Here is a 22,480-nt window from a genome sequence, read left to right on the forward strand (position 1 = left end):
CGGCCCGCCGGTGACGGTCGCCCGGTCCCGACCGGGCGCCCCGAACACCGCGTGGTGGCTCAGGGAAGCTGCGCGTAAGCGCCGCGGAAATAGAGCAGCGGCTTCCCGTCCTCGCTGCCGGACAGACGGCGCACGCGGCCCACGATGATGACGTGGTCGCCGCCGTCATAGACATGCTCGCGGTCGCATTCCAGGCTGGCGAGGCAGCCGGTGAGGATCGGCACGCCGCTGTCCCAGCGCTCCACCCCCACCCCGTCCCAGCGCTCCTGAAGATCGCGACGCGAGAAGCGGTTGGACAGCTCCGCCTGCCCTTCGGCCAGGATGTTCACCGCGAAGGACGGCGCGGTGGTGAAGGCCTCGAACGACATGGCCGCCCGGCCCAGACAGAACTGCACCAGCGGCGGGTCGAGCGACACCGACGAGAAGGAGTTCACGGTCACGCCGATCGGCTCGCCGTCCGGGGCGACGGTGGTGACCACGGCGATGCCGGTGGCGAAGCATCCGAGGGCGTTGCGGAAGGCCCGAGAATCGAAGGTCATGGCGGCCTGTGTGGGCTCGTCGGTTATTGGGGCGGGAGCGCGGCGGCGAAACAGCGGGATTAACCCAGCCGGACCCTCGGTGCAAGCCGCATCTGCCCCGGACCATCCGGAAGCGGCGGGAAGCAGCCATCTGCCGCATTAAATGGATCTTAAGGATGACGGTCCACCCTTCGGGCGTCCGCACTGGCCACGAATTCCCGACCACAAGGCCCCATTCAGCAAGGCTTCATGTCAGCGAACCCGTCCGGCGGCGAACAGCCGATCATCATCAAGAAGAAGAAGGGTGGCCATGGCGGCCACCATGGCGGCGCCTGGAAAGTCGCCTACGCCGACTTCGTGACGGCGATGATGGCCTTCTTCCTGCTGCTGTGGCTGCTCAACGTCACCACGTCGGACCAGCGCAAGGGCATCGCGGACTATTTCTCGCCCACCTCGGTCAGCCGCGAAAGCTCAGGGTCCGGCGGCATGCTGGGAGGGCGCACCATCACCGCGCCGGGCGCCCAGATCTCCCCCTCCTCCCCGATGTCCGCCGACGTTCCGGTCTCCGGCCCGCCCGGCCATTCGACCCAGGAGGACGAGGAGGCCAACGATCCCACCGACGCCGCCCCGCCACCCTCCTCGCCGGCCGAGCAGAAATCCAACGAGTCGCGGCTCGACTACCAGAAGCGGCTGGAGGAGCAGGCCAAGCAGCTCGGCATCCCCGGCCAGAAGCCGGGGGAACGGCTGTCCGACTTCGCGGAACGGGTGAAGGAGGGCGGCGAGAAGCTGCAGGACGCCCAGAAGGAGGCCCGCCAGTTCCAGCAGGCCGCCACCGAGATCCGCCAGGCCATCCAATCCGTGCCGGAGCTGGAGCCGCTGGCCCAGAACCTGATGATCGACCAGACGCCGGAAGGCCTGCGGATCCAGATCGTGGACCAGGACCGCATCTCGATGTTCCCCGGTGGGTCGGGCCAGATGTACCCGCAGACCCGCCAGCTCGTCATGCAGGTGGCCAAGGCGCTCGCCAAGCTGCCCAACAAGCTGTCGATCAGCGGCCACACCGACGGCATCCCCTTCACCTCCGGGGCCGGGCGCGACAACTGGGACCTCTCCACCGAACGCGCCAACGCCACCCGCCGCGCCCTGATCGCCGGCGGCATCCCGGAGGAGCGCGTCCAGGACGTGATCGGCCGCGCCGACCGCGATCTGCTGGTGCCTGACCAGCCCGGCAGCCCGCGCAACCGCCGCATCAGCATGGTGCTGCTGCGCGAAAGCAAGACCACCGCCGCGCCCGCCGCCACGAACTGATACCAAAGCCGATGCGGCACTGGTACCAAGGCGTTAGTTCCTTGCCTTTGAACGTACCTCTTCTTGTTTTGTCGATGCGCCGCACAACGCCGGGAATGTTTGCCCTGTTCAAATGGCGAAATGATGGTTCATACTTCGCGGCAGACACCATTGCCACACGGCATCGGTCAATCAAGGGCGTTAGCTGCGGGGGAGTCTGTGAGCGTACCCGAAGGCAAGGCGACTGACCTTTTGACGAACTATGATCCCGGCCTTTACTACGACGAATTGTTCGGAGGCCGTGATTATCCAGCCGAGCACTCGGCGCTGATCCGGCAGAGACTGGCCGGTCTGAACTTCGGGGATCTGTTGCGGCGGTCGCAGGACGCCGAACGTGAACTGTACAATCTGGGCATCACCTTCCTCGTTTACTCGAACAAGGACGCGGTGGACCGGATCCTTCCCTTCGACATCATTCCCCGGGTGATCTCGGCCAAGGAATGGGCGCATCTGGAGGCCGGAATCACCCAGCGCGTCACGGCGCTGAACCTGTTCCTCCACGACATCTACCACGACCAGAAGATCCTGAAGGACGGGGTGATCCCCGCCGACCTCGTGCTGGGCAACAGCTGCTTCCGGCCGCAGATGGTCGGGCTGGACGTGCCGTTCGACACCTACATCCACATCATGGGCACGGATCTGGTCCGCGACCGCGAGGGGACCTTCCGCGTGCTGGAGGACAACGGGCGCGTGCCGTCCGGCGTGTCCTACGTGGTCGAGAACCGCCACATGATGCAGCGCGTGTTCCCCGACCTGATGCAGGACATCGGCATTCGCCCGGTCGACAATTACGGGCACAAGCTGCTCGACGCGATGATGGAGATCGCGCCGCAGGACGTGGCCGACCCGCAGGTCGTGCTGCTGTCGCCCGGCTCCTACAACTCCGCCTATTTCGAGCACATCTTCCTGGCGCGCGAGATGGGCGTGCCGCTGGTCGAGGGCCGCGATCTGGTGGTGGAGAACGACCGCGTCTACATGAAGACCACCAACGGTCTGGCGCGCGTCGATTCGATCTACCGCCGCATCGACGACGCCTTCCTCGACCCCAAGGCCTTCAACCCGGACAGCATGCTGGGCGTGCCGGGCATCCTGGAAGCCTACCGCAAGGGCAACGTCGCGCTGGCCAACGCCATCGGCACCGGCGTGGCGGACGACAAGGCGATCTACTGCTACGTCCCGCGGATGATCAAATACTACCTGGACCAGGAGGCGATTATCCCCAACGTGGACACGCGCATCTGCCGCGAGGCCGACGCGCTGCAGTACACGCTGGACAATCTGGACAAGCTGGTGGTGAAGCCGGTCGGCGAGGCCGGCGGCTACGGCATCACCATTGGGCCGCGCGCCAGCAAGGAGGAGTTGGCGGATTGCCGGGCCAAGCTGCTGGCTGATCCGTCCAACTACATCAGCCAGCCGGTGGTCGACCTGTCGGTCTGCCCCACCGTGACCGACGACGGCATCGACCCCCGCCACGTCGATCTGCGGCCCTTCGCCATCACGGGAAAGAACACCTGGGTTCTGCCCGGCGGCCTGACCCGCGTGGCGCTGAAGAAGGGCACGCTGATCGTCAACTCGTCGCAGGGCGGCGGGTCCAAGGACACCTGGGTTCTTCAGGACGGGGTGCTCCAGGACGGGGCACAGGAAGGGAGCGCGTCGTGAATCTGCTGGCCCGTTACGCCGAATGCATTTTCTGGATGGCGCGCTACATGGAGCGCGCCGAGAACCTCGCCCGCATCCTGGACGTGCATGAGACCTTCGCGCGCGACACGCGGGGCATGACCAACTGGTTCTCCATCGTCCAGCTCAACGCCGACGAGAAGGACTTCTTCAGCCGCCACGACCGCCCGACGGCGGAGGCGGTGGTCCATTACTACATGTTCGACACCCAGCACACGAACTCGCTGGTCTCCATGCTGCGCATGGCGCGGGAGAACGCCCGCGTCCTGCGCCCCTGGATCTCCACCGAGATGTGGACGCAGATCAACGTGTTCCACAACAAGCTGGTGGAGATGAACGGCAAGGACGTGGCCCTGCCCAACCTGTCCAAGGTCTGCACCTGGATCAAGGAGGAGTGCCAGACCCACACCGGCATCACCGAGGGCACCTTCTACCGCGACCAGGGCTGGTACTTCTACCAGCTCGGCAAGTACATCGAGCGGGCGGACCAGACCACCCGCCTGCTCGACATCAAGTACCACACGCTGCTGCCTTCCCCCGTCGCGGTCGGCTCCACGCTCGACATGAGCCAGTGGACGACGGTGCTGCGTTCCGCCGCCGGGTACCACGCCTTCCGGCGCGTCTACCCGCGGGGCATGTCGCCGACCACGGTCGCCGGCTTCATGATGTTCAACGAGGGGTTCCCGCGCTCCGTTGTGATGTGTGTGCGACAGATCGACGGCCTCTTGACCCGCTTGAAGTCCCGTTACACCCTGCGCAACGGCAGTGAGGCGATGGAGAAGGTGGACGAGCTGCTTGGCGCGCTTCTGGCCCGCCCGATCGAGGTTGTGATCCAGGAAGGTTTGCACGAGTATCTGGACGGCGTGCAGGCCCAGCTCTGCGGCATCACCAACGAGATCGGACGCGCCTTTTTCGGCCAGGACTCCGTCCCCATGATCCAGAGCCAGTCCCAATAACCTCCGTTCAGCACACTCTCCAGCCGCCGAACCCCAACAGCCGGCCCCCGGGCCGGTGATTCAGAAGTCAGCCAGCCCGATGTCGGTCATCCAGCCGCAACTCCGCCCGCTCCAGCAGTTCTTCCGGTCCGGGCCGATGCCCTGCCCCTATCTGCCGGGTCGGGTGGAGCGCAAACTGTTCACCCGGCTGTTGGGACCTTATTCGGCGGAGGTCAATTCCACCCTGTCGCGCGCCGGCTTCCGGCGCAGCCACGACATCGTCTACCGGCCGGTCTGCCCGAACTGTCAGGCCTGCGTCCCGGTCCGCATTCCGGTGGCTTCCTTCGCCCCCACCCGGTCGCAGAAGCGCGTCCGCCGGGCCAACGGCGACCTGACCCTGGCGGAGGCGCCCGCCGCCGCCACGACGGAGCAGTACCGGCTGTTCTCGCTCTACCAGAATTCACGCCACGGCGAATCCGACATGGCGCGCATGGCGATGGCCGATTTCGCCGCCATGATCGACGAGGGGCGGGCCGACACCAGCCTGTTCGAAGCCCGCGACGCGGAGGGGCGGCTGGTCGGCTGCATGCTGACCGACCGGCTGACCGATGGCTTTTCCGCGGTCTACAGCTTCTACGACCCGCGCCAGGACCGCCGCAGCCTGGGGAGCTTCATGATCCTCAGCCTGCTGGAGCGCGCCCAGGCGGAAGGTTTGCCCTACGTCTATCTCGGCTATTGGATCGCCCAGAGTCGCAAGATGGCCTACAAGGCCAAGTTCCGCCCGCTGGAGGCGCTGGGCCGCGACGGCTGGTTCCGCCTGCCGAACGATTCGGAAAGCTGACAGACCGCACGCCGGAATGCCCATGATTGGGGAATATTGGGGCAATCACGTATAAAAGCTTTCAGGCTCTTGCACAGCCGGGGCCTCCTGCGGAATATTGCCGCAGCAAACACCCCTTGGTGTTACCATAAAAGATTGAACCGGCGCCCAGCGCCACCGTTCACAGGGCAACAAAAGGAACGGACCGGGCAACGACCCGGTCCCAACCAACAGGGAGGCTCTCCGTTGAGGTTCCTGCTCCGAATCAGCGGGCTGATCGATGCTGTCAACGACGGCATCGGCAAGCTCGTCTATTGGCTGGTGCTGGTCGCCGTGATCGTCAGTTCCGCCAACGCGGTCATCCGCTACAGCCTCCATTACAGCTCCAACGCCTGGCTTGAGCTGCAGTGGTATTTGTTCTCCGCTATTTTCCTGTTGTGCTCGGGCTACACGTTCCTGCGCAACGAACACATCCGCATCGACATCGTGCTGGGCCGCTTCTCCAGGCGCGTCCAGTGCATGGTGGACATCTTCGGGATCCTCTTCTTCCTGTTCCCGATGGCCATCCTGATCATGTGGCTCTCCTGGCCGATGTTCTGGGACAGCTTCATCACCAAGGAAATGTCGAGCGACGCCGGCGGCCTGATCCGCTGGCCGGCCAAGATCCTGGTTCCCGCCGGTTTCTTCCTGCTGACCATGCAGGCGGTGTCCGAGCTGATCAAACGCATCGCCTTCCTGGCCGGACTCATTGACGAGCCCGGCGAGAAGATGCACAGCCACTCCTAAGAGACCGGGGACCACACACGATGGCCGCCTTCCTCATTGAGAACATGGCGCCGCTGATGTTCGCGGCGCTTGTTCTTTTCCTTCTGATGGGTTTCCCGGTCGCCTTCGCGCTCGCCGCGAACGGCCTCCTCTTCGGTCTGATCGGCATCGAGCTGGGTCTGCTGACCCCGGCGCTGTTCCAGGCGCTGCCGGAGCGCGTCTTCGGCATCATGCGCAACGACACGCTGCTGGCCATTCCCTTCTTCACCTTCATGGGCCTGATCCTCGAACGATCCGGCATGGCCGAGGACTTGCTCGACACGGTCGGGCAGCTCTTCGGCCCGCTGCGCGGCGGTCTGGCCTATGCGGTGATCTTCGTCGGCGCGCTGCTCGCCGCGACGACCGGCGTGGTCGCCGCGTCGGTGATCTCGATGGGCCTGATCTCGCTGCCGATCATGCTGCGCTACGGCTATGACCGGCGGCTGGCCTCGGGCGTCATCGCGGCGTCGGGCACGCTGGCCCAGATCATCCCGCCGTCGCTGGTGCTGATCATCCTGGCCGACCAGCTCGGCCGTTCGGTCGGCGACATGTACGCCGGCGCCCTGGTCCCCGGCCTGGTTCTGACCGGCCTCTACGCCGGCTACATCCTGGTCGTCAGCATCGTCCGCCCCGAGTTCGCCCCGGCCCTGCCGCTGGAGGCCCGCTCCCTGCGCGGCTTCCAGCTGCTGTTCCGGGTGCTGACCTCGCTGGTGCCGCCGCTGGTCCTGATCTTCCTGGTGCTCGGCACCATCTTCCTCGGCATCGCGACGCCGACGGAAGGCGGCGCCATGGGTGCTGCGGGCGCCATGATCCTGGCGCTCATGAAGCGGCAGCTGAGCTGGTCGCTGATGCGTCAGGCGATGGACACGACGGCCAAGCTGTCCTCCTTCGTCATCTTCATCCTGATCGGCTCGACGGTCTTCGGTCTGGTGTTCCGCGCCGTGAACGGCGACCTGTGGGTTGAGCATCTGCTGACCAGCTTGCCGGGCGGCGAACTGGGCTTCCTGATCGTCGTCAACATCATGGTCTTCCTGCTCGCCTTCTTCCTCGACTTCTTCGAGCTGGCCTTCATCATCGTGCCGCTGCTCGCCCCGGTCGCGGAGAAGCTGGGCATCGACCTGATCTGGTTCGGCGTCCTGCTGGGCGTCAACATGCAGACCTCCTTCATGCATCCGCCCTTCGGTTTCGCCCTGTTCTTCCTGCGAAGCGTCGCTCCACGGGAGGATTACAAGGACAAGATCACCGGGAAGATCATCAAGAAGATCACCACCGGCCAGATCTACTGGGGCGCGGTGCCGTTCGTCTGCATCCAGCTCATCATGGTGGCTCTGGTCATCATGTTCCCGGAGATGGTCTTCTCCGGCCTGGACCGCGGCGAGCCGATCAATCTGGACGACGTGAAGATCGAGATCCCGACCTTCGATTCGGGCGAGCCCCCGCCGCCCTTCGGCGCGCCGGAACAGCCCGCCGAAGACCCCAACACGGACCTCATGCGGCAGTTGCAGAGCAAGTAGCCGGCCTTTCCGTTCCCTCCTCTCCCGTCCAGCGGGAGAGGAGCCGGAACCGGAAAGCCCGCCGAATCATCGGCAACAAAAAAGCCCCGCTTCCGCGGGGCTTTTTCGTGTCCGGCTTTATCAGGACTTCTTCTTCGGCGTCGGGGCCGAGTACACGAAGTTATCGAAGGTGTTCTCGGCGACACGGAACCACAGATACTCCTCGTCGCGGAACTTGCGCCACGGCTCGTAGACCTTGCGGAACTTCTCGTTCTTGGCGGCCTCCTCCTCGTAGACGTCGAAGGTCGCCTGATAACAGGCCTGCAGGATTTCACGCGGGTAGGGCTTCAGCACGGTGCCGGCGCCGACCAGACGCTTCAGCGCGTGCATGTTCACCACGTCGTACTTGCCGACCATGTCGGCGGTCGCGTCGGCGCAGGCGGCCTCCAGGACGGACTGGTAGTGCTTGGGAAGCTGCTCCCACTGCGGCAGGTTGACGAGGAAGGAGACCTGCGGACCGCCTTCCCACCAGCCCGGATAGTAGTAGTATTTGGCGACCTTGTTGAAACCCAGCTTCTCGTCGTCGTAGGGGCCGACCCACTCCGCGGCATCGATGGTGCCCTTTTCCAGCGCCGGATAGATGTCGCCGCCGGCGATCTGCTGCGGCACGACGCCCAGGCGCTGCAGGATGGTGCCGGCATAGCCGCCGATGCGGAACTTCAGGCCCTTCAGGTCCTCGACGGACTTCAACTCGTTGCGGAACCAGCCGCCCATCTGGGTGCCGGTGTTGCCCGCCGCGAACTGGATGATGTTGTAGCCCTTGAAGAACTCGCGCATCAGATCCAGACCGCCGCCGTGGGTCATCCAGGCGTTCTGCTGGCGCGCGTTCAGGCCGAAGGGCATCGCCGCGTCGAAGGCGAAGGTCGGGTCCTTGCCGACATAGTAATAGGAAACGGTGTGGCCGCATTCCACGGTGCCGTCCTTCACGGCGTCCAGCACCTGCAGGCCGGGAACGATCTCACCACCGGCGAAGGTGCGGATCTGGAACTTGCCCTCGGTCATCTCGGCGACGCGCTTGGCCACGCGCTCGGCACCGCCGTAGATGGTGTCCAGGCTCTTGGGAAAGCTCGACGCGCAGCGCCACTTGATCTCGGGGTTGCTCTGCGCGATGGCGGGGGCGGCCAGCGTGCTGGCAGCGACGCCGACACCGGCGCTGGTGATGAAAGTACGGCGTTTCATAGCGGTCTCCTTGGGTCCTCTCGTCCCGGCGCGGGCGCACACCGCCGTTCCAGCCCCCGGAAAGGGAGCGCGGCGTGCGAACCGAAAGGCTGCTGTTTGTTGGAAGTTGTCTGGCAACGCCGGATCGACGTCACCGTGCGGGTCACGGACCGGGGCTGCCGGGGCCGATGGGCCCCCGTGCCACCGCTGTGCCTTCACACGGATCTGTGGTGACCATGCGCGTGCCTCCCCTATCGCCCGGCGTTCCTCCGACCCTGATGCCCGCGTTCGGGGCACCGCTTCGGCCGACGGCACCGAGTTCCTTTTGATACAATGACTATGCCGGAATCGCGGGTCAGAGTTCAAGCCAAAGCATGGCTTGCCCCTACCAATTCGGGAACTTTCCGTCGGAAATTCCGCCAAAAGTGAAACGGGGGGCCGAAAGCCCCCCGTTTGCGTGCAACGTTAGGTAATACGGATCACGCAGACCGTCAAATCATGTGAAGCGGTTGACCTTGGGGAAGCCGTTGGGCGGCATCTTGCCCACGCCTGCGCGGTTGGCCAGCCAGCCGGTCAGGTTGGTGACGTTGAACTGCCGCTCGCCGTGCTTCCAGCTCAGGCCCTCGGCGATGGTGAAGACCTTCAGGTCGGACAGGCTGCCGTCCTTGTACTTCTGAAGCTGCACACCCTTGCCGCGGGCCATCACCGGCACCTGCTCCAGCGGGAAGACCAGCAGCAGGCGGTTGTTGCCGATGACGGCGACATGATCGCCTTCCGCCGGGATGCAGATCTTGGCGTCCTTGTTGTCGTCGGGGTTGAGGATCTGCTTGCCGGAGCGGGTCTGGGCGACGACCTCGTTCTCTTCCACCTGGAAGCCGCGCCCGTCCTCCGACGCGACCAGCAGACGGCGGTCGGGCTGGTGCTTGAACAGGGTGATGATGTCCGCCTCGTTGCCGAGGTCGATCATCAGCCGCACCGGCTCGCCGAAGCCACGCCCGCGCGGCAGCTTGTCGGCGGACAGCGTGTAGAATTTGCCGTTGGTGCCGAAGACGAGGAGCTTGTCGGTGGTCTCGCAATGGACCCAGAAGCCTTCCTTGTCGCCTTCCTTGTACTTCACGTCGATGCGCTCGGCGTCGGTCAGATGGCCGCGCACCGCGCGGATCCAGCCCTTCTGCGAGCACAGCACGGTCAGCGGCTCGCGCTCCACCATGGCGTCGACGGGGATGTCGATGACGGCCGTGGCCTCGGCGACCTGGGTCCGGCGGTCCTCGCCGAAGCGCTTGCGCGTCTCCTCCGTCTCCTTGCCGATGGTCTTCCAGCGCAGGGACTCGTCGGACAGCAACTCGGTCAGGCCGGCCTTCTCGGCGGTCAGCGAGTCGTTCTCGCGCTGGATCTCCATCTCCTCCAGCTTGCGCAGGTTGCGCAGCCGCATGTTGAGGATGGCCTCGGCCTGCACCTCGGTCAGGGAGAAGGCGCGCATCAGCTCCCGCTTGGGTTCGTCCTCCTCGCGGATGATGCGGATCACCTCGTCCAGGTTCAGATAGGCGATCAGATAGCCGCCGAGAACCTCCAGCCGGTGGTCGATCTTGGCCAGCCGGTGGCGGGACCGCCGCTCCAGCACCTCCATCCGGTGGTCGAGGAAGGCGTCCAGCACCTCGAACAGGTTCATGACGCGCGGGACGTTGTCCTTGTCCAGCACGTTCATGTTCATGGCGAAGCGGATTTCCAGATCGGTCGTCTGGAACAGCGAGGCCATCAGGACCTCGGGATCGACGTTGCGGCTCTTCGGCACCAGGACGAGGCGCACGTCCTCCGCCGATTCGTCGCGCACGTCCTCCAGAAGCAGCAGCTTGCGGTTGGTCAGAAGCTCCGCGATCTTCTCGACCAGCCGGGCCTTCTGCACCTGATAGGGCATCTCGGTGACGACGACCTGCCAGGTGCCCTGCCCCAGCTTCTCCACCTCCCACTTGGCGCGCAGGCGGAAGGAGCCGCGGCCGGTGCGGTAGGCCTCGACGACGTTGGCGCGCGGCTCGACCAACACGCCGCCGGTCGGGAAGTCGGGGCCGGAGATCAGGGTGACCAGATCCTCGATCTTCGTCGGGGCCGGCTTATCTTTCCCGGCCAGCAGGGCCTTCACGCAGTCCTGCTTGTGCTTCAGCACCAGCCGCAGGGCGGAGCAGAGCTGGGCGGCGTTGTGCGGCGGGATGTTGGTCGCCATGCCGACCGCGATTCCGCTGGAGCCGTTGGCCAGCAGGTTGGGGAAGTTGGCCGGCAGGACCGCCGGCTCCTCCCCATCGCCGTCGTAGGTCGGGCGGAAATCGACCGCGTCCTCGTCGATGCCTTCCAGCAGGGCCTTGGCAACGTCGGTCAGGCGCGCTTCGGTGTAACGCATGGCCGCGGCGTTGTCGCCGTCGATGTTGCCGAAGTTCCCCTGCCCGTCCACCAGCGGGTAGCGCACCGCGAAGTCCTGCGCCAGACGGACCAGCGCGTCGTAGACGGAGGTGTCGCCGTGCGGGTGGAACTTGCCGATCACGTCGCCGACCACGCGGGCCGACTTCTTCGGCGGCGTCGAGGGGTCGAGCCGGAGCTGGCTCATGGCGTAGAGCAGACGCCGGTGCACCGGCTTCAGCCCATCGCGCACGTCGGGCAGCGACCGCGCCATGATGGTGGACAGCGCGTAGCTCAGATACCGCTCGCTCAGCGCGTCGCGGAGCGGCTTCTCCTGGATGTCGAGGACGGGGTCTTGGGACGTCATGGCGAGTGGATACCAAATCTAGCGGCCATGCGCCACCGTGTTCTCGTAACGTTCTCTTAATCGCAGCCGCGCGGGCGGCAGCGGCCCGTTGAGCAGATGGCGCTCCAGGAAATGTCCGGTCAGGCGCAGCCCCTCCCCCACCGCCTGCGGCCCGCCCCCGCCCAGCCCGATCAGGAATCCGGGCAGCGGCAACAGCCGGTCGCGGTAGGGCTCCCCGGCCGAGGCCGACACCGCGCGACCGGTGCGCGGGCTGACATAGGCGAGGTAGTCGTTCGCCCCCGTCACCGCGCAACGGTCGAGATCCAGCCCGAAGCCAAGCTCGGCGAGCAGCCCGACCTCCCACCGCACGTAGGACTCGGCCCAGGCGTCGCCGCCCAGCAGGCCGAACAGCGCCAGCAACCCGTCGAACAGCGCCGGGTGCGGCTGGTGCTCCGGCAGGGCCGCCTCGGCCAGCGCGCAGGCGGCGGTCAAGGCCGCGAGTCGCAACGGATCATCGAGAAAGGCGGCGGAGTAGCCCTGCACCACCTCCAGCGTCAGGTTGCCCAGATGCTCCGGCAGCCGCCCGCGCCAGCGCGCCGACACCAGCGTGCCGGGTTCCAGAGCCGCCCGCGTGCGGCTGGACCGCCCGCCCATGACCATGCCGGCGTGCCGCCCATGGTCCCGCGTCAGCAGGGTGACGACCGCCGAGGTCTCGCCATGCGGCCGCGCCGACAGCACGACGCCCTGATCGGACCATTCCATGCTTCCGCTTCCTCACATTGACGGCCTGCATCCGACTCGCCGATGGCGCCCGGACGCCCCTGCGGGCACCCGCGACGCGGGTTCGGTCGTCCTTACCACCAGCATGGCGCAAATCCTTTGCAACGGGGCTTCATTTCTCATTCACCATTCGGGCACTATGTTGCGAGTGACAGAATGCGGGCGCGCCGCGGCGGTGAGGGGGCATTGAGCAGCACGATCGAGCGATATCTGCTGGCCGAGAAAGCCGGCTCCGAGGGCGTGTGGGACTGGGACCTTCGCAACGATACGATGTTCCTGTCCCCCCGCTTCAAGGAGTTTCTCGGGCTGCCGCCGGGCGAGTTCAATCGCCCGGAAGATTGGCTCGACCGCGTTCACCCCGACGACATCGACTGGCTCTACGCCTCCTTCGAAGGCCAGATGGTCGGCGTCTCGCTTCCTTTCCAGATCGAACACCGCGTCCGCCGTGCCGGAGCCGGCTCATCGCCGGACAATGGCGACTCCGGCTGGCGCTGGCTGGTCTGCCGCGGCATGGCGGTGCCCGACGAGTCGGGCGATCCGGTCCGCCTCATCGGGTCGGTTGCCGACATCACCGACCGCAAGCACGCCGAAGCCCAGCTCCGCAAGAGCGAGGAGCGCTACGCGCTCGCCGCCGCGGCCAGCAATGATGGTTTGTGGGATTGGGATCTCGACGCTGGAACCGCCTACTATTCGCCGCGCTGGCTGTCGCTCCTCGGGCTTGAGGAAGGCAGCATCGGCAACAGCCCGGACGAATGGATGGGACGCGTCCATCCCGACGACCGCCGTTCCTTGCGCGAAGCGCTCGACGCCCTGGGCGGCGAGAACACCGTTTTCCAGATCGAGTACCGCGTGCACCACGCCGACGGCGGTATCCGCTGGATGGCCTGCCGCGGCATCGCGGTGCTGGACACGCAGGGCCGCCCGGTGCGGCTGGTCGGCAGTCAGGCCGACGTCACCGACCGCAAGAGCGCCGAGCAACGCCTGCTGCAGAGCGAGGAACGCTACGCGCTCGCCGCCGCCGGAGCCAACGACGGGCTGTGGGACTGGCGGCTGGACACGGACGAGGTCTACTACTCCCCGCGCTGGGCGGCCATGCTCGGCTTTGCCGTGGACAGCCTGTCCAACCGCATCGGCGAGTGGTTCGACCGCGTGCATCCCGACGATCTGGCCGGGCTGCGCACCGCCATCGACCTCCATCTGACGGGCGAGCGCGAACATCTCCAGCACGTCTTCCGCATCCGTGCCTCCGACGGGGACGAGCTGTGGATGCTGGTCCGCGGCCTCGCCGTTCGCGACGGGGCGGGCCGGTCGGTGCGGATCGCCGGTTCGATGACCGACATCACCGCCCAGAAGCGGGCGGAACAGCAGCTGCTGTTCGACGCCTTCCACGACGGCATGACCGGGCTGCCCAACCGCACCCTGCTGCTGGACCGCATCGGGCAGGCGCTGGACCGCAACCGGCGGGCCGGCGGCAAGGCCTTCGCCGTCATCTTCATTGATCTCGACCGTTTCAAGTCGATCAACGACGCGCTGGGGTCCAGCGTCGGCGACCGGCTGCTGAAAACCATTGCGGAGCGGCTGGACGAGACCCGCCGCATGGGCGACACGCTGGCCCGCCTGTCGGCGGACGAGTTCGCCGTGCTGCTGGACGGCGTCGACGACGTGGGCGACGCCCTGTCCGCGGCGGAGCGCATGGGTGAGGCCGTCGCGCGGCCGCTGGCGCTGGACGGCCACGAGCTGGTGCTGTCCGCCTCCATCGGCATCGCCCTCAGCGTCTCCGGCTACGACCGGGCGGAGGAGATGCTGCGCGACGCCAGCCTCGCCATGTACCGCGCCAAGTCGGGCGGGCGGGCGCGCATCGACGTGTTCGACAGCAACCTGCGCCGTCAGGCGATGGCCCAGATGCGCACGGAGACCGACCTGCGCATGGCGCTGGAGCAGGATCAGCTCGTCCTCTACTACCAGCCGATCGTCGCCCTGTCCTCCGGGCACATCGCCGGCTTCGAGGCGCTGATGCGCTGGAAGCATCCCGAGCGCGGGCTGGTCCCGCCGGGCGAGTTCATCCCGCTGGCCGAGGAGTCGGGCCTGATCGTCCCGATGGGCCGCTGGGCGCTGCGCGAGGCGGCGCGCCAGCTCGCCCAATGGCAGGCCCGCTTCCCCCGCCCCACCCCGCTGTTCATGAGCGTGAACGTCTCCTCGCGCCAGTTCAGCGACGACGACCTGATCGGGCTGGTCAGCGAGGTGCTGCAGGAAAGCGGGGTCCCGCCCTCCAGCCTGAAGCTGGAGATCACGGAAAGCCTGCTGATGAAGGACCCCGCCAAGTGCCGGGTGCTGATGCAGGGCATCCGCGACATGGACGTGCGCCTGTCGATCGACGATTTCGGCACCGGCTATTCGTCGCTGTCCTACCTGCACAAGTTCCCGGCGGACACGCTGAAGATCGACCGCAGCTTCGTCCAAGCCATCTCGTCCGGCGAGGGCAACGCCGCCATCGTGCAGGTGATCGCCACGCTGGCCGCCATCCTGGGCATGGAGGCGGTGGCCGAAGGCGTGGAGACCGAGATGGAGTCGGAGTTCCTGCGCGACATCATGTGCAAGTACGCGCAGGGCTACCTGTACGCCCGCCCGGCCCCCGCCGACGCCATCGAGGCGCTGCTGGTCCGGGAGGCGGAGGAACCGCTGGTCGTCCCCAGCTTGGCGTAAGGCGTCTCCTCTCCCAATCCGGCCCCATCCAACGGATACTTTCCCCGGCACCGCCCTTTGTGCGAGTGTCCGCGCTCTTTCACCGGGACAGATCAGGATTCTGCGTTATGGCCGACCGCAACTGCGGAGAATGCACGCTGTGCTGCAAGCTGATGGGCGTGCCCGAACTGAAGAAGCCTTCGGCCAAGTGGTGCGTGTCCTGCGACCAGGGCAAGGGCTGCACCGTCTATGAGGAGCGCCCGCAGTCCTGCCGGAATTTTCAGTGCTTCTGGCTGATGGACGAGAATTTCCCCGACGAGTTCCGGCCCGACCGCATCCACGCCCTGGCCGCCTTCAACGACGTGAAGGACAGCTGCGTCCTCCACGTCGATCCGGCCAAGCCGCGGGCCATGTCCAGCCCGAAGGTCAACGCCCTGATCGACGCGCTTCTCAAGAGCTATGCCAAGGTGTTCGTGCTGTCCGGCAAGGAAAGCGCCCTGATCCAGCGCTGAGGCCGGTTACGCCCCGCCGCCGCGGAAGTTGAGCAGGCTCGGCGCCTTGTCGATGATCTCCTCGAGGATCAGGGAGGCGGTCTCCAGATCGCGCTCCAGGTCCTGGCCCAGCTTGCCGGCGTAGTTGGGGCGCTTCAGCTTCTCGTGGGCGTCGTGCAGGCTGCGCAGCTCCGCCACAAAGATCTCGCGGGCGCCCATCGGCAGGATCGGGTTGGCCGACAGCACGAAGAAGAAGCGCATGCTGGCCCGCACCAGAAGGGCCAGCATCACCGTGTCCAGCCGCTCGAACTGGTCGCGCAGGTCGTCGGAGCGGGTGTCCACGAGGTTGCGCAGCCGCTGCTCGATCAGGATGACCAGCGCCTGGAACTCGCCCACCTTGTCGCGGAATTCGCGGTAGGCGCCGAAACTGTGCTTGCTCGCCTCATGCTCGGCCAGCTGGGCGAGCTTCGACGCCTCCCGGCACTGGCGCTCCAGCGCGGACAGCAGTTCCTTGACCTCGGCGCGGGTGTATTGGCGCTTGCTCATGACGGCGGAGAGACCCTTCGACGCGACGGCCTGCCCTATAGCACGAAGACGGGCGCCGGTCACCGGGACGCTTCACCGGCTCAACGGGACGGCCACGCCCGGGACGGTCAAACCGCGATCAGTGATCCGCCGCCGCCGGCTTGCCGCCCGGACGCCGCACCAGCGGCATCAGCAGAAGCCCGCCGAAGAACACACCGGCCATCAGCAGCAGGCAGTCGTTGAAGGTCAGCACCATGGCCTCCCGTTCGACCATGCGCGCCAGCGTCTTCATGGCGGCGGCCTGCGGGTCGGCGACCAGCCCGTCGAACTTGGTCGCCAGCCCGTCCAGCGTCTCCTGCACCAGCGGGCGGGCGAGGTTCAGGTTGTCGCCCAGCCGGTTCATGTGCAGGGAAGCCCGCTCCAGCAGCACGGTGTTGATCGCCGCCAGACCGATGGCGCCGCCCAGGTTGCGCATCAGGTTGTAGAGGCCCGACGCGTTCTTCAACTGCTCCGGCGGCAGGGTGCCGAGCGCGATGGTGTTCACCGGGATGAAGCACAGCATCAGCGACAGGCCGCGCACCGCCTGCGGCAGGAACAGCTCCCAGAAGCCGGACTGGTTGGTCAGGTGGGCGTTCAGCCAGACGCCCGTCCCGAACAGGCACAGCCCCATCGCCAGCATCACCCGCAGGTCCAGCTTCTTCGACAGCGCGCCGGCGATGGGAGCGGACAGGAACTGGAAGGCGCCGGTCACGAACATGATCGTGCCGATCTGGAGGCTGTTCAGCCCGCGCACCCGCGCCAGGAACAGCGGCTGCAGATAGACCGCACCGTAGAGCCCGATGCCGATGATGAAGCTGTAGAGCGAGCCGATGGCGAAGTTGCGGTCCAGGAAGGCGCGCAGCTCGACGATCGGGTTGCGGTAGGTCAGGACCCGCCAGAAGAAGCCGATGGCGGACACCGCGGCGACGACGGCGAAGACCGCCACATACTCGTCCTCGAACCAGTCCTGGCGCGGGCCTTCCTCCACCACGAACTCCAGGCTCCCGAGGAAGGCCGCCATCAGCCCCAGACCGATGAAGTCGAAGCCCTTGCGCAGCGCCGGGTTGGGCTTGTCCACGTCGACCAGCGTCCAGACCAGCGAGGTCACGGCGATGCCCGGCAGCACATTGGCGAGGAACAGCCAGTGCCAGGAGAAGCTCTGCGTCAGCCAGCCGCCGAGAGTCGGGCCCAGCGTCGGCGCCATGGTGGCGACCAGACCGATCATCACCGACACGCCCGCCCGCCTTTCCGGCGGGAACAGAGAGAAGCTGGTGGCGAAGACGGTCGGGATCATCGCGCCGCCGATGAAGCCCTGAAGCGCCCGCCACACGATCATCGATTCGATGCTGGAGGTGAAGGCGCAGGCGACGCTGGTCAGGGTGAAGCCGGCGGCGGCGATGGTGAACAGCACGCGGGTGGAGAGGATCCGCGCCAGCATGCCGGACAGCGGGATCATCACCACCTCGGCGATGAGGTAGGAGGTCTGCACCCACGAGATCTCGTCGGCGCTGGCCGCAAGGCCCGCCTGGATCTCCGACAGGGAGCTGGAGACGATCTGGATGTCCAGGATCGCCATGAACATGCCGACGACCATGGACAGGAAGCCCAGCCAGTCGCGTGTGGTCACCGGGCGCGGTCCCGCCGCGGGAAGGGAGGAAGGAGCCGCCGCGCCCCGGCCCGCGGGGGGCGGGGGAGTTTGGAGCCGGGACGCGGCGGTCTCGCCGCCCGCGTCCGCCGGGGGGGTGGCGTTGCGGGCGGTGGGCGTGTCGTCGCTGGTGATGGCGGTCATGGTCGCCCTCTCCAGGACGAAAGAGATTGGGACGAAAGCGGTTGTTGGCTCACGCTAAGGCGCGGTTACTTCGACGCGACCGTCCGGCCGGGGACCAGAGCGCCCATGACGGTGCCCGCGTTGTGCGGCTGATCCTCGGCGCCGCGGGTGTCCACCTCGGCGACCACCGACAGGCCGGGGCGCAGCAGGCCGGACAGCGCGCTGTCGCGCGGCAGGGCGATGCGCACGGGCACGCGCTGGACGATCTTGGTGAAGTTGCCGGTCGCGTTCTCCGGCGGCAGCAGGCTGAACTGCGAGCCGGACGCCGGAGCGAAGCTCTCCACCCGACCCAACAGATGCTTGTCCGGATAGGCGTCCACCTCCACCGTCACCGGCTGGCCGGGGCGCATGCGGGCGAGCTGCGTCTCCTTGAAGTTGGCGACCACATAGACGTCGGGCAGCGGCACCAGCGAGAGAAGCTGCACACCCGGACGCGCGTATTGGCCGACCTGGACGCCGCGGTTGCCGACCACCCCGTCCACCGGGGCGCGGATGACCGTGTTGTTCAGATCGTTGCGCGCGGTCTGCAGGGCGGCCTCCGCCTGACGCAGCCGGGCGTCGGTCTCGCTGCGGCTGGCGTTCAGCACGCCGACCTGATCCTGCTCCGCAACCAGCGCGGCGCGGCTGCGGGCGGTCTCCGCCGTCGCCTTGCGCAGGTCGGCGTCCGCCGTCTCGAACTTCTGGCGGCTCGCCCAGCTGTCGCTGGCCAGAGCGCGGGTCCGGTCGAAATCCTGCTGGGCGCGGCGCTGCTCGGCCTCGGCGCTGGCGACCGAGGCGGCGGCCTGATCGATGATCGCCTTCTGGAGCTGGAGCTTGCTGTCGATGGTGCCGAGCGCCGCCTTCTGCGCGGCGACGTTGGCCTCCGCCTCCGCGACCTTGGCGCGGAAGTCCTGGTCGTCCAGCACCGCCAGGACGTCGCCCGCGGCGACCTGCTGGTTCTCCGCCACCCGGACGTCCCGCACATAGGCGGAGACCTTGGGGCTCACCACCGTGATGTCGCTGTGGACATAGGCGTTGTCGGTCGACTCGAAGAAGCGACCCTCGGTCCACCACTCCCAGCCGGCATAGCCGCCACCGACCAGCGCCGCCACCGCCACACCCGACAGAACGATCTTCCGCACGGCTTTGACCATCGTGATCCAACCCACCCGTTTCGGTTCTTTGTTTGGCGGGGGCCGGCTTGCCGCCGCCCCGCCGAAACTGAACCGTTCAGTTTAGTCTTGCGGAAAGATGATCGCGGGCCTACCTGTTGTCAAGAGTGAACTGAACGGTCTAGTTTTAACGTTTGGGATTGTGGTTGAATGCGGAACGCGCTACGGCAGCGGGGACTCGGCGCACGAAGTCCCGCAAGCACCGCCGGCACCGTGGTAGAACAGGACGCAGGACAGGTGGCAGGACACCCGGTTGCAGCACACGAGGAACGCATGAGCACGCTGGTCGCCCCCACCCCGGAGGCAGGATCGAAGCCCGCGCAGATCCTGGAGGCCGCCGGAAAGCTGTTCCTGGACCATGGCTACGGCGCCGTCAGCATGGACGCCATCGCCAAGACGGCCAACGTGTCCAAGGCGACGCTCTACGCCCATTTCGGCAGCAAGGACGAGCTGTTCCGCGTCATGGTCGCCCGCGAATGCAAGGGGCAGGCGATGGCCGCCGTCTGCGAGGAGGCGCGCGCGCTCGACGTGGCCGATGGGCTGCGCCTGATCGCTCGCCATTTCGTCACGCTGATCCTGTCGCCGCAGGCGCTGGCCGGCTACCGCGTGGTGGTCGGCGAGGCGCACCGCTTCCCCGAGCTGGCGAGCGCCTTCTACGAGGCCGGGCCGGCCCGCACCATGGAGCATATCACCGCCTTCATGGCCGATCTCGACCGCCGCGGCCTGCTGCGCATCCCCGACCCGCAACTGGCGGCGGAGCAGTTCGTCGGACTCGTCAAGTCGCACACGCACCTGCGCTTCATGCTGTGCCTGTCGGAGCGCCCGACGGAGGAGCAGTTGACCCGGATCGTCGACGGCGCGGTCTCCCTGATCATCCGGGGCTACGCGCCATAACAGGACTGCCGCCATAACTGGACTGCGGTCAGCGCCCGCCGTCGAAGGTGATCATGACCTCCAGCACCCCGGCGGTGTCCGCCTGGACGTCGCGGAAGGTGGCGATCTCACCGGGAAGGATCTGCGGCGGCACCGGCTCGACGGTCCAGTTCCTCAACGGCTGACGGTCGGCGCCCAGCGCGGTGACCCGCAGCGCCGGCACCATGCGCAGCGTCTCGGAGACGTTGACGATCTGCCCCTCGACCAGCAGGGCCGCCTTGCCCTCCTCGGTCTTCTGCTCCGAACGGACGTTCTGAAGCTGGAGGCCGGTGCCCGGCGGTTCCACCGGCAGGCCGACCGTCTCGTAGAACAAGGCGGCTGGAGGCCACAGCCGCACCACGGTGGCGCGGCCGAAGTAGCCGGCGGCACCGATGGCCAGCAGCACCGCCACGAAGGTCCCCCAGCCGACCAGCGCCCGGCGCCGCGCGCCGGGTTCCGCCGGGGATTTGGCGGAGGTCGTCTTCTTGGAGGATGGTGCCTTGGATGATAGCGGCGGGACCGGATGGAACTCGGTCACCGCGTCGGGATGGAAGACGGGGTCGTCCTGCGGCGACTGCCACCACATGTGCCCGCATTGGGCGCAACGCACCTTCCGGCCCTGCGGACCGACCGCCGAATCGGCAAGAGTGTACCGTGTGTCGCAGGCCGGGCAGGTGATGATCATAGATGCCGATCGTTGTCACCGAAATTGCAGACTGTCCTTATAGGTAGTCATGAGGTGTGAAGCAAGGAACGCACGGGCGCCGCGCGTGGCCGTCCCAAACCGGATGATGGGCGCTGCAAGGTGGACGGTGGTGGACGTGCCGGCCCCTGCCGGTGCATTGTCCATCCGCGCACCCGGCGGGACGCCGCCGGGGCCTTCCGTTGCGCCTTTGGTGGGACCGTGATCCGTTTCGAGAATGTGGGACTGCGCTATGGCACCGGACCGGAGGTGCTGCGCGACATCAGCTTCACCCTGCCGCCCGGCTCGTTCCACTTCATGACGGGGGCGAGCGGGGCCGGCAAGTCGTCGCTGCTCAAGCTGATGTATCTGGCGCTCCGCCCGTCGCGCGGGCTCGTCACCCTGTTCGGCAAGGACATGGCGCGGGTCAAGCGCACCGACCTGCCGGCGCTGCGCCGCCAGATCGGCGTGGTGTTCCAGGACTTCGCCCTGCTCGACCATCTCTCGGCGCTCGACAACGTGGCGCTGCCGCTGCGCATGGGCGGCGCCCGCGAATCGGACGTGGTGGAGCACTGCACGGAGATCCTGCGCTGGGTGGGGCTGGGCAACCATCTGAACTCCCTGCCCTCCACCCTGTCGGGCGGGCAGCAACAGCGCGTCGCCATCGCCCGCGCGGTCATCAACCGCCCGCGCCTGCTGCTGGCGGACGAGCCGACCGGCAATGTCGACGACGGCATCGGCATGCGCCTTCTCTATCTGTTCGAGGAGCTTCACAAGCTGGGCACCACCGTGGTCATCGCCTCCCACAACGAGGCGCTGATCCGCCGCTTCGAGCACCCGCGCCTGATGCTGGAGAACGGGCGCCTGCACGTCCTGCCGGCGCACGCCTCGCGCTGGGCGTGACGCGGAGGGAAGGAGACACGCCATGGCCCTGCCGCCGCTGACCCGCCGAAACTCCGACCTGCCGCTGGCGAAGGACCCGACCTCGCGCTTCCTCATGTGGCTGACCGCGCTGATGGTCTATCTGGCGGCGCTGGCGCTGGCCGGGGCCCTGCTCGTCTCCGACATGACCCGGCGCTGGGACAGCGGTCTGGCCGGCGGGCTGACGGTGCAGATCATGCCGCTGCCCGACAGCGCCCACGCCGCCCCGCTGGAGGAGCGGACGGAGGCCGCGCTGACCGTCCTGCGCTCCACCCCCGGCATCGCGACCGCCAGCGTCCTGTCCAGCGGCGACGTCGGCCGTCTTCTGGAGCCGTGGCTGGGCAAGGAGGCCGCCGATCCGCTGCTGCCGATGCCGCGGCTGATCGACGTGATGACCAATGGGCCGGTGGACACCGCGGCGCTGTCCGCGCGCCTGACCTCCGCCGCCCCCGGCGCCACGCTGGACGACCACGCGGTGTGGCTGGCCGACCTGCGCCGCTTCGCCGGGGCGATGCATCTGGCGGCGCTGGGCATCGTGGCGCTGATCGGCGGGGCGGGCGTGATGGCGGTGATCTTCGCCGTGCGCTCCGGCCTCGCCATCCACCGCCATGTGGTGGAGCTGCTGCACCTGATGGGGGCCACCGACCGCTATGTGGCGCGGCAGTTCGAATCGCACGTCATCGGCCTGACCCTGCGCGGCGGCATGACCGGGCTGCTGCTGGCCGCCGGCACGCTGGGCGGGATCGGCCACGCCGCCGCCGGGCTTCACGCCAGCCTGCTGCCGGACCTCACCACCTCGCCCTGGTGGGCCGTCGCCGCGCTGGCCGCCGTGCCGCTGGCCGCCTGCCTGCTGGCCGCGCTGACCGCGCGCTGGACGGTGCTGCGCACGCTGGAGTCGATGCCGTGACCGCCCGCCCGATCCG

General features: G+C 67.3%; 19 protein-coding genes. 11 read left to right on the forward strand and 8 right to left on the reverse strand.

Annotation, left to right across the window (positions count from 1 at the left end; translation table 11 throughout):
- Window positions 1–59: 59 nt before the first annotated feature.
- Complete coding sequence (locus tag H0B54_RS09585; protein ID WP_188260105.1) at window positions 60–539, reverse strand: flavin reductase family protein; 480 nt, start codon at window positions 537–539, stop codon at window positions 60–62.
- 228 nt (window positions 540–767) lie between these two features.
- Between H0B54_RS09585 and H0B54_RS09590 the strand changes: the two genes are divergently transcribed.
- The 6 genes from H0B54_RS09590 to H0B54_RS09615 all read left to right on the forward strand — a co-directional run bounded on the left by H0B54_RS09590 (window position 768) and on the right by H0B54_RS09615 (window position 7,615).
- The gene (locus H0B54_RS09590; protein ID WP_188260106.1) at window positions 768–1,826 is read left to right on the forward strand and encodes a flagellar motor protein MotB; all 1,059 of its coding nucleotides are present in this window, start codon (window positions 768–770) and stop codon (window positions 1,824–1,826) included.
- A 231-nt stretch (window positions 1,827–2,057) separates the two neighbouring features.
- On the forward strand, window positions 2,058–3,524 hold the full coding sequence (locus tag H0B54_RS09595) for a circularly permuted type 2 ATP-grasp protein (RefSeq protein ID WP_211109286.1): 1,467 nt from the start codon (window positions 2,058–2,060) through the stop codon (window positions 3,522–3,524).
- A complete protein-coding gene (locus H0B54_RS09600; RefSeq protein WP_094303484.1) occupies window positions 3,521–4,498 on the forward strand; it encodes an alpha-E domain-containing protein in 978 nt (325 codons plus the stop codon). Before H0B54_RS09595 ends, H0B54_RS09600 begins: the two co-directional genes overlap by 4 nt.
- Window positions 4,499–4,577: 79 nt before the next feature.
- Window positions 4,578–5,318, forward strand: coding sequence for an arginyltransferase (locus tag H0B54_RS09605; protein ID WP_094303482.1), 741 nt, complete (start codon window positions 4,578–4,580; stop codon window positions 5,316–5,318).
- A gap of 225 nt (window positions 5,319–5,543) precedes the next feature.
- Window positions 5,544–6,083 carry a TRAP transporter small permease subunit gene (locus H0B54_RS09610; RefSeq protein WP_188260108.1) on the forward strand — a complete coding sequence of 180 codons (540 nt, stop codon included), beginning with the start codon at window positions 5,544–5,546 and terminating at the stop codon, window positions 6,081–6,083.
- Window positions 6,084–6,103: 20 nt separating this feature from the next.
- On the forward strand, window positions 6,104–7,615 hold the full coding sequence (locus H0B54_RS09615) for a TRAP transporter large permease (protein ID WP_188260109.1): 1,512 nt from the start codon (window positions 6,104–6,106) through the stop codon (window positions 7,613–7,615).
- Window positions 7,616–7,735: 120 nt separating this feature from the next.
- On the opposite strand, the gene H0B54_RS09620 is transcribed toward H0B54_RS09615, so the two are convergent.
- The 3 genes from H0B54_RS09620 to recO form a co-directional block, all read right to left on the reverse strand.
- Complete coding sequence (locus H0B54_RS09620) at window positions 7,736–8,833, reverse strand: TRAP transporter substrate-binding protein (protein ID WP_094303479.1); 1,098 nt, start codon at window positions 8,831–8,833, stop codon at window positions 7,736–7,738.
- Window positions 8,834–9,308: 475 nt separating this feature from the next.
- A complete protein-coding gene (gene parC / locus H0B54_RS09625) occupies window positions 9,309–11,567 on the reverse strand; it encodes a DNA topoisomerase IV subunit A (protein WP_188260110.1) in 2,259 nt (752 codons plus the stop codon).
- Between the two features lie 18 nt (window positions 11,568–11,585).
- A complete protein-coding gene (gene recO / locus H0B54_RS09630) occupies window positions 11,586–12,308 on the reverse strand; it encodes a DNA repair protein RecO (RefSeq protein ID WP_188260111.1) in 723 nt (240 codons plus the stop codon).
- Window positions 12,309–12,512: 204 nt separating this feature from the next.
- On the opposite strand from recO, the gene H0B54_RS09635 reads away from it, so the two are divergent.
- Window positions 12,513–15,029, forward strand: a complete 2,517-nt coding sequence (locus H0B54_RS09635) for a sensor domain-containing protein (protein WP_188260112.1) — start codon at window positions 12,513–12,515, stop codon at window positions 15,027–15,029.
- A gap of 107 nt (window positions 15,030–15,136) precedes the next feature.
- Window positions 15,137–15,520 carry a hypothetical protein gene (locus tag H0B54_RS09640; RefSeq protein ID WP_014198290.1) on the forward strand — a complete coding sequence of 128 codons (384 nt, stop codon included), beginning with the start codon at window positions 15,137–15,139 and terminating at the stop codon, window positions 15,518–15,520.
- Window positions 15,521–15,526: 6 nt separating this feature from the next.
- Here the strand turns inward: H0B54_RS09640 and H0B54_RS09645 are convergent, their stop codons facing one another.
- The 3 genes from H0B54_RS09645 to H0B54_RS09655 form a co-directional block, all read right to left on the reverse strand.
- Window positions 15,527–16,045 (reverse strand): hypothetical protein, encoded by a 519-nt coding sequence (locus H0B54_RS09645; protein ID WP_188260113.1) that lies wholly within the window; start codon window positions 16,043–16,045, stop codon window positions 15,527–15,529.
- Window positions 16,046–16,163: 118 nt separating this feature from the next.
- Window positions 16,164–17,852 (reverse strand): DHA2 family efflux MFS transporter permease subunit, encoded by a 1,689-nt coding sequence (locus H0B54_RS09650; RefSeq protein WP_188260114.1) that lies wholly within the window; start codon window positions 17,850–17,852, stop codon window positions 16,164–16,166.
- Between the two features lie 65 nt (window positions 17,853–17,917).
- Window positions 17,918–19,024 (reverse strand): HlyD family secretion protein, encoded by a 1,107-nt coding sequence (locus H0B54_RS09655; RefSeq protein WP_094303472.1) that lies wholly within the window; start codon window positions 19,022–19,024, stop codon window positions 17,918–17,920.
- 291 nt (window positions 19,025–19,315) lie between these two features.
- Between H0B54_RS09655 and H0B54_RS09660 the strand changes: the two genes are divergently transcribed.
- Complete coding sequence (locus H0B54_RS09660; RefSeq protein WP_188260115.1) at window positions 19,316–19,936, forward strand: TetR/AcrR family transcriptional regulator; 621 nt, start codon at window positions 19,316–19,318, stop codon at window positions 19,934–19,936.
- A 28-nt stretch (window positions 19,937–19,964) separates the two neighbouring features.
- Here the strand turns inward: H0B54_RS09660 and H0B54_RS09665 are convergent, their stop codons facing one another.
- A complete protein-coding gene (locus H0B54_RS09665) occupies window positions 19,965–20,639 on the reverse strand; it encodes a zinc-ribbon domain-containing protein (protein ID WP_188260116.1) in 675 nt (224 codons plus the stop codon).
- 219 nt (window positions 20,640–20,858) lie between these two features.
- Between H0B54_RS09665 and ftsE the strand changes: the two genes are divergently transcribed.
- Together ftsE and H0B54_RS09675 are read left to right on the forward strand one after the other, a co-directional pair.
- Window positions 20,859–21,539, forward strand: coding sequence for a cell division ATP-binding protein FtsE (ftsE, locus tag H0B54_RS09670; protein ID WP_014198283.1), 681 nt, complete (start codon window positions 20,859–20,861; stop codon window positions 21,537–21,539).
- Window positions 21,540–21,561: 22 nt separating this feature from the next.
- Complete coding sequence (locus H0B54_RS09675; RefSeq protein ID WP_188260117.1) at window positions 21,562–22,464, forward strand: cell division protein FtsX; 903 nt, start codon at window positions 21,562–21,564, stop codon at window positions 22,462–22,464.
- Window positions 22,465–22,480 lie beyond the last annotated feature (16 nt).

The organism is Azospirillum tabaci (assembly GCF_014596085.1).
In the GTDB taxonomy this organism is placed as follows: domain Bacteria; phylum Pseudomonadota; class Alphaproteobacteria; order Azospirillales; family Azospirillaceae; genus Azospirillum; species Azospirillum tabaci.

Bases quoted from the DNA above. Each gene is read 5' to 3' on its own strand.
- H0B54_RS09655 (WP_094303472.1), bottom strand. From the start codon at position 19,024: ATGGTCAAAGCCGTGCGGAAGATCGTTCTGTCGGGTGTGGCGGTGGCG.
- H0B54_RS09645 (WP_188260113.1), bottom strand. From the start codon at position 16,045: ATGAGCAAGCGCCAATACACCCGCGCCGAGGTCAAGGAACTGCTGTCC.
- H0B54_RS09665 (WP_188260116.1), bottom strand. From the start codon at position 20,639: ATGATCATCACCTGCCCGGCCTGCGACACACGGTACACTCTTGCCGAT.
- H0B54_RS09640 (WP_014198290.1), top strand. From the start codon at position 15,137: ATGGCCGACCGCAACTGCGGAGAATGCACGCTGTGCTGCAAGCTGATG.
- H0B54_RS09590 (WP_188260106.1), top strand. From the start codon at position 768: ATGTCAGCGAACCCGTCCGGCGGCGAACAGCCGATCATCATCAAGAAG.
- H0B54_RS09615 (WP_188260109.1), top strand. From the start codon at position 6,104: ATGGCCGCCTTCCTCATTGAGAACATGGCGCCGCTGATGTTCGCGGCG.
- recO (WP_188260111.1), bottom strand. From the start codon at position 12,308: ATGGAATGGTCCGATCAGGGCGTCGTGCTGTCGGCGCGGCCGCATGGC.
- H0B54_RS09585 (WP_188260105.1), bottom strand. From the start codon at position 539: ATGACCTTCGATTCTCGGGCCTTCCGCAACGCCCTCGGATGCTTCGCC.
- H0B54_RS09605 (WP_094303482.1), top strand. From the start codon at position 4,578: ATGTCGGTCATCCAGCCGCAACTCCGCCCGCTCCAGCAGTTCTTCCGG.
- parC (WP_188260110.1), bottom strand. From the start codon at position 11,567: ATGACGTCCCAAGACCCCGTCCTCGACATCCAGGAGAAGCCGCTCCGC.
- H0B54_RS09675 (WP_188260117.1), top strand. From the start codon at position 21,562: ATGGCCCTGCCGCCGCTGACCCGCCGAAACTCCGACCTGCCGCTGGCG.
- H0B54_RS09650 (WP_188260114.1), bottom strand. From the start codon at position 17,852: ATGACCGCCATCACCAGCGACGACACGCCCACCGCCCGCAACGCCACC.
- H0B54_RS09620 (WP_094303479.1), bottom strand. From the start codon at position 8,833: ATGAAACGCCGTACTTTCATCACCAGCGCCGGTGTCGGCGTCGCTGCC.
- H0B54_RS09660 (WP_188260115.1), top strand. From the start codon at position 19,316: ATGAGCACGCTGGTCGCCCCCACCCCGGAGGCAGGATCGAAGCCCGCG.